We start from the raw sequence: 6,259 nt of genomic DNA, 5'->3' as shown, positions 1-6,259 counted from the left end.
GCAGCGTATTGGCCGGCGTGCCGCGGACATAGAGGTCGGTCAGGGCCTCCTGATCCGCCTGGGAGAGGGCCGGGAAGGGGCCGGGAAGGTGCGGGGCAGGAGGCTTCATGGCAGCCAGTCTGTACCTGTTTCCCGGTGAAATCAATCAAACACGATAAGGGGTACTTATCGGGTATAATAGGAATTTGATTGCACGACATAAGAAACGAGCAAAAGTGGTGAATTTTGCGCATAATAAGGTGGGGGGCTCTGGTTATGGGGAATTTTGCGGATCATGTGCGCAACTTCAATCCCATCCAGCGTAGCGGAGGCGGAAGCGAACGACTTGAATCCTAGCATTGGGCGGATCCGGCGTTTGATGAAACGATGGTCTTGTTCAATGAGATTGTTAAGGTACTTCCGATGCAACATCTCAATTGAAATTGGACATCCAAAACTCTTGAGCATGGTGTTGACGGCTTTGATACCAGCAGTGTTGGCGCCGCTCTTGTCGATGACGATCTTTCGTGGAAGGCCATTGCATTCAAGCATTCGAACGAAGAACTTGGTGGCGGCTGGTTTGTTTCGACGTCGTGAAAGCATGAAGCCAAGTGTCCTGCCGGGCTCTGTCGCAAACTTTGGTCGGCCTGTTGCACCTTCGCGCGGTTTGATCCAACTGGTGCTTGGTCTGCAATACTGTTTGCGAATCTCCGGTGATCGACTTCAAAGGTGCACATTTTCCACAATCTGTGATCCTGTTCGCGGTCTATTTCTACGTTCGGTACGGCGTCTCGTACCGTGACCTGGAAGAGATCATGGCGGAACGTGGTGTGCCCGTTGATCATGCGACGCTGAACCGCTGGGTCGTGAAGTATTCGCCCCTGGCCGCTCGCGCGGCTCAGAAAAGGAAGACCAAGACAGCAGATTCTTGGCGCATGGACGAAACCTATGTAAAGGTTCGCGATGAATGGGTCTATCTGTACCGGGCCGTCGATCGTGACGGTCAAACCCTTGATTTCATGCTTTCTAAGAAGCGAGATACGAAAGCGGCAAAGAAGTTCTTCGCCAACGCATTGCTCAACAATGGCATCCCGAAACGTATCACCATCGACAAAAGCAGGAGCAATGCGGCCGGGATCAAAGAGATCAACAAAATCTTCAAGCGATTGCGGATACCGGTTAAGATCGACACTGTCAGATCAAAATACTTAAACAACATCATTGAGCAGGATCACCGGTTCATCAAGCGGCTCACGAGGCCGATGCTCGGCTTCAAGAGGTCCGCCTCTGCTGCAGCGACACTCGCAGGAATCGAGACCGCAAACATGATCCGCAAGGGTCAGCTGGAACCTTCGACAAACGGATTCCGTCAATTTGCAGACCTAGCTGAGTAACAACCGCCTGCCAATGCGATAGCTGTGATCGACACCAGAGATTGCGACAGAGCCAGTTTGCGACACATTCCTTTGGCATGACCCGCTTGCAAACCCAACGAATCTAAAAGGTTGGTTAAGGTACCATGGATCCTCTGGAAATGGACGGACGACTGCGCTGGAAGTTGCAGCGAAAAGTGTTGATTTGAGTCAAAGCTAGTTGGCGCAAGTTCACCCATACTAAACCCTCATTAAGGAGGTAGCGCGATATGTTCAAAACGATCGTGGTTGGCTTGGATGGATCGGAGGCGTCAGAAGCAGCACTGCGCGTTGCCTGTGATATCTCAAGCAAATATGGCTCCCAAATTCACCTAGTTCATACACCTCAGCCGCAAACCGTGGCGTTCGCAATGGGCGCGGTTGCTGGTTATCACGCCGTCACGACAATGCCTTCAGACGAAGAGGTGCAGCAGGCAGCAGACAAGATCATTTCCGCGGGTAAAGAGATTGCCGAAGAGTATAATCAGGCGGTTTCTCAAACGCATAACCAACGCGGTGATCCGGTCGACGAGATCATCGCATGCGCCGAGCAATGCACAGCTGACCTGATTGTGACGGGCCGCCGCGGATTGGGTAGCATTGGTAGCCTAATTCAAGGGAGCACCTCTCAAGGAATCAGTCGTAATGCCACTTGTGCGGTATTAACTGTCGCCTAGTTTTTAAACTTAGTCCCAATCGGCGCAAAAACGATGACGATCCCAAAGCTCTGCATTGAAGCCTCGTGACAGAACTAAGATTCGATGGCTACTCCGTGACGCTGAATTCCCGACGGTGTAAATGGAAACATACTTACACTACTTGAAATCGGTGGCATGAAAGCGGGGGCTGAATTTGGGCTCATGGGTGCCTGTGGACATGACCGCGCGCCAAACTGTGTTAGGCGACATTACCCTAACCACGAGTGAGCTTCCCGTTTTTTGCGCATCAGTTCCTGGTCAGAAGACATGCTGTGAACCCCTGCTATTTAGATCCGTGCACACTATGGAGCCCCACATGAACACACCGGCCCCGTTCGATGCTCACAAACCCGCTGAAATCGCGACGTTGGTTGAGACTGCTGGAGTCGCAAAGGCAAAATTGCCAGTGGCACCCATGCTCGTTCTTGCGATGCTAGCCGGAGCATTCATAGGGTTTGGCGCAGCGGCCTATACGATGGCGGTCACAGGAGCAGACAGCGCTGCGGGGCCGATCCGCGTTCTGGGTGGAGCAGTATTTTCTTTAGGCCTTATCCTGGTGATCGCAGGTGGGGCAGAGTTGTTTACTGGTAATGTTTTGATGGTGATCGCAGCGGTCGACCGCAAGATACCGCTGCGGCTGCTGTTCCGAAGCTGGGGCATCGTCTACGCCGGAAACTTCGCAGGTGCCGTCGGGCTTGCATTTGCCTTCGCCCTGACCGGCCTGCTCGAGGGGCCGATGGGCAGCACCGCAGTGGGGATCGCCAATGCCAAAGCAGGGTTGGAACCGATGGAGGCCTTCGCCCGTGGCGCATTGTGCAACGGGCTGGTTTGCCTGGCCGTATGGCTGTCTTTCGCCGCCCGCAGCGTCGCCGGCAAGGTCCTGGCTGTATTATGGCCCGTCACAGCATTTGTGCTGCTGGGGCTCGAGCACTCGATTGCGAACATGTTCTTCTTCCCGCAGGGCTGGGCAGCGGGGGCAACTGTGCCGATTTTCGCCGCGGCTGCCAACCTATTGTGGGTCACTCTTGGCAACATTGTCGGCGGGGCGGGAGGAGTGGCCCTGGCCTATTGGTTTGCTTTTCTTGGCGGTACTAAACGGTAAGAGCCGGGTTTCGAGGATATTTTCCTCCGCTCGACTGCGAACAGGGTCGTACATCGTACCAAATACTAAGTTTACGTGATCCGTGGAACTCGGGCTTGGAGGGAAGAGCACCGAATGCCTGATGCTAATCGTGGCCAACTAGGTTGGTCGGGTGAACTAACGGGTTGTGACGCGTAGAGGCCGCTTTGAATAGCCTATCGGTTTGCGTGCAATGGTATTTGACACTTTGTGAATTGAAGAACACTGGTTTTATTCAGCCCTTGATGCATCTCAAATTGGGTGAATGTTTTCTGTAGTATATTGGAAGCGCACTAATTTTTCGGTCGATAAGCGCCTAAGATGATAGTCGAAGACCAAAGCGAAGTGATGGCATTCCTTTCAGACCCCGCTACCTACTCCGTTGACGGGCCGATTCACGTCATCGAAACCCACATCTCCACTGTGTTTCTTGCCGGGGATCGAGCCTTCAAGCTTAAGAAGGCAGTCCGGTTGCCATATGCGGATTTCTCAACTGCGGAAATTCGCTCTGTTGCCTGTGACAAAGAGTTGAGGCTTAACAAGGCTACGTCGCCAGACATCTACCTTGGGGTTCGCCGTATTAAACGTTGTGGATCAAAGCTGAGATTTGATGGCTCTGGGGACGTCGTCGACGCGGTTGTCGAGATGGCACGCTTTGAGCAAGAAGCTATTCTGGACCAAATGGCTTTGCGAGGAAAGTTGACACCGAGCATCCTGAGCAACTTAGCCAAAACAATCGCAGAAGCCCATGTTGTGGCGAAAAAAATCCAAACCGGTGGAGTCGATAATGTCAAAGCGGTCTTAGACATAAACCAGGCCGGATTTAAACAGAGCACAGTGTTTTCAGATGCCGAAATTGACCAAATCGATGAAGCTTTTCGCCTGCAATTGAACAGGATGGCTGCAACTCTTGAGAAAAGATCCGCGCGTGGGTGCATTAAGCGCTGCCATGGCGACCTTCACCTACGAAATATCTGCATGTTCGCGGGGCGTCCGAGACTGTTTGATTGCATAGATTTCAACGATCAGCTGGCAACTGTAGACGTTCTCTATGATTTGGCTTTTCTGGCCATGGACCTGTGGCACAGGAACCTGAGGCTTCTCGCGAACCTCGTCGTGAACCAATACATGGATTGTTCGGAGGAAGAAGACGGCTTTCCTTGTCTAACCTTCTTTATTGCTCTTCGTGCAGCCGTGCGAGCGCATGTACTCGCAACGCAATCCGAGGACTCCGAAAACGAAGCCGCCCTTGCGAAGAAGCGGGAGGCACATAGTTACTATGACCTGGCAACAAACCTGCTGAAAACCACGAAACCGCGCCTGGTGGCGATTGGCGGTATTAGTGGCAGTGGCAAGTCGACTATATCCAGTGTAATTGCTCCTGTGATTGGGGCTGCTCCCGGTGCAAGATTGATAGAAAGTGATCGGACACGCAAAGCAATGTTTGGTGTCGATCCAAATACCAAACTACCTGAAAGCGCTTATCGACCGAGTGTTTCGGACAAGGTTTATGGTACGATGGCGCGTCGCGCCACCGCACTGTTGAAGGCCGGGTGCCCTGTAGTTGTCGATGCGGTTTTTGACCGTCCTGACCGACGAAATGACATCGAACGGGCGGCGCGAGATATTGGCATTCGCTTTGATGGCATCTGGTTAGATGCAGCGCCGGAAGAACTAAGCCGCCGAATTCTAAATCGCGGCAAATCGGCGTCAGACGCTACCCCGAGAGTTCTGGAGATGCAGCTGAAAAGGCAATCAAACCCTATTGCATGGACTCTGTGCAAAACCTCTTGCTCAATTGAAGATACTCGCTTGCAAATCTTAAGAGTGCTGAGTTGAAATCAGTGTGTCCAGCTCGATTTTCTAGCAAGAAAGTGAGAATTTGAAGAGAAAACGCGATAGTGTGTCAGCTTGCTGTCACGCGACTGCCAAGTGACGTTTCGGACAATGCCGTTAACTGCACCCAAACCAATCCCAACAGCAGCGTTTAAACCGACAATATGGTCCTTTCTTTTGAATGCCCGTTCAGGGAACCAAAACCGCGGCACCTTGTAAGCGCCCGTCTCGCAGATCCGATAGAGCTTGGTTTGCATCATTCAGTGCGTAGGCGTGCGTTTGCGGTTTGATACCAGCCCCTTCGACAACCGCGAAGAACTCTTCGCCATCCTGTCGGGTGAGGTTTGCCACAGAAAGGACATGCCGTTCTCCCCAAAGGTCACTATAGGGAAATGAGGGGATATCACTCATGTGAATACCGCCGCAAACGACGCGGCCGCCCTTTCGCACAGCACGTAACGCCGTTGGTACAAGTGATCCTGCGGGTGCAAAAATGATCGCGGCGTCCAACTCCACCGGAGGCTGTTCATCGGAACCGCCGGCCCACGCCGCCCCCAGATCTCGAGCAAAGGCCTGGGCCTCAAAATCGCCGGGCCGGGTAAGTGCGTAAACGCTGCGGCCCTGCCAAATCGCAAGCTGCGCCAAGATATGCGCGGCCGCTCCAAATCCATAGAACCCGATGTGTTTTGCATCTTCCGCCATTCGAAGACAGCGAAATCCGATAAGTCCAGCGCACAATAGAGGCGCGAGCGCGACCGGATCAGCTGTCTCCGGCAACGCAAAGACAAATCGCGCATCGGCCAGGCACGCTTCCGCGAAACCACCGTTTTGCGTGTATCCTGTAAAGACTGGGGCATCGCAGAGGTTTTCCTGCTCGTCTCGGCAGTATCGACACCTTCCGCAGGTGGATCCAAGCCAGGGCACTCCAACCCGCTGCCCAGTTTCGAAACCGGTCACGCCATCACCTTTTTTCAGAATCCGTCCGACAACTTCATGGCCAGGAACCAATGGAAGTTTAGGATGCTTGAGATCCCCATCCACAACATGCAGATCAGTCCGGCAGACACCACATGCTTCGACCTTGATCAGAATTTCTTGCTCGTCTGGTGGCGGGAGTTCGATACCTTCAGGATGAAGCGTGCGACCACTACCCCTGAAAACCATTGCAAGCGTCATGATGTTGTTCCTTTTGGGCGACCATTCGATCTTATTCG

Annotated in this window: 5 protein-coding genes and 1 pseudogene; 4 read left to right on the top strand and 2 right to left on the bottom strand. The window is 53.1% G+C overall.

Features of this window, described 5'->3' with window-relative positions; genetic code table 11:
* Positions 1–165: 165 nt before the first annotated feature.
* Positions 166–600, bottom strand: a pseudogene (locus ACR0IM_RS16875) (DDE-type integrase/transposase/recombinase); the annotation flags it as partial.
* Between the two features lie 92 nt (positions 601–692).
* On the opposite strand from ACR0IM_RS16875, the gene ACR0IM_RS16870 reads away from it, so the two are divergent.
* From ACR0IM_RS16870 to ACR0IM_RS16855, 4 genes are all read left to right on the top strand, one after another.
* Complete coding sequence (locus ACR0IM_RS16870) at positions 693–1,373, top strand: IS6 family transposase (RefSeq protein WP_480643648.1); 681 nt, start codon at positions 693–695, stop codon at positions 1,371–1,373.
* Positions 1,374–1,621: 248 nt separating this feature from the next.
* On the top strand, positions 1,622–2,068 hold the full coding sequence (locus ACR0IM_RS16865; RefSeq protein ID WP_480682610.1) for a universal stress protein: 447 nt from the start codon (positions 1,622–1,624) through the stop codon (positions 2,066–2,068).
* 337 nt (positions 2,069–2,405) lie between these two features.
* Complete coding sequence (locus ACR0IM_RS16860) at positions 2,406–3,191, top strand: formate/nitrite transporter family protein (RefSeq protein WP_480682609.1); 786 nt, start codon at positions 2,406–2,408, stop codon at positions 3,189–3,191.
* Positions 3,192–3,530: 339 nt separating this feature from the next.
* Complete coding sequence (locus tag ACR0IM_RS16855) at positions 3,531–5,048, top strand: bifunctional aminoglycoside phosphotransferase/ATP-binding protein (protein WP_480682608.1); 1,518 nt, start codon at positions 3,531–3,533, stop codon at positions 5,046–5,048.
* Between the two features lie 186 nt (positions 5,049–5,234).
* Here ACR0IM_RS16855 and ACR0IM_RS16850 read toward each other — a convergent pair whose 3' ends face one another.
* The gene (locus ACR0IM_RS16850) at positions 5,235–6,221 is read right to left on the bottom strand and encodes a zinc-dependent alcohol dehydrogenase family protein (protein WP_480682607.1); all 987 of its coding nucleotides are present in this window, start codon (positions 6,219–6,221) and stop codon (positions 5,235–5,237) included.
* Positions 6,222–6,259: the final 38 nt, after the last annotated feature.

Source organism: Ruegeria sp. BF6 (genome assembly GCF_056538665.1).
This window is presented reverse-complemented; position numbering and strand designations above follow the sequence as displayed.

What these genes read in the sequence shown, in the direction of transcription:
- ACR0IM_RS16865 (WP_480682610.1), top strand. Translation starts at nt 1,622, where the DNA reads ATGTTCAAAACGATCGTGGTTGGCTTGGATGGATCGGAGGCGTCAGAA.
- ACR0IM_RS16860 (WP_480682609.1), top strand. Translation starts at nt 2,406, where the DNA reads ATGAACACACCGGCCCCGTTCGATGCTCACAAACCCGCTGAAATCGCG.
- ACR0IM_RS16855 (WP_480682608.1), top strand. Translation starts at nt 3,531, where the DNA reads ATGATAGTCGAAGACCAAAGCGAAGTGATGGCATTCCTTTCAGACCCC.
- ACR0IM_RS16850 (WP_480682607.1), bottom strand. Translation starts at nt 6,221, where the DNA reads ATGACGCTTGCAATGGTTTTCAGGGGTAGTGGTCGCACGCTTCATCCT.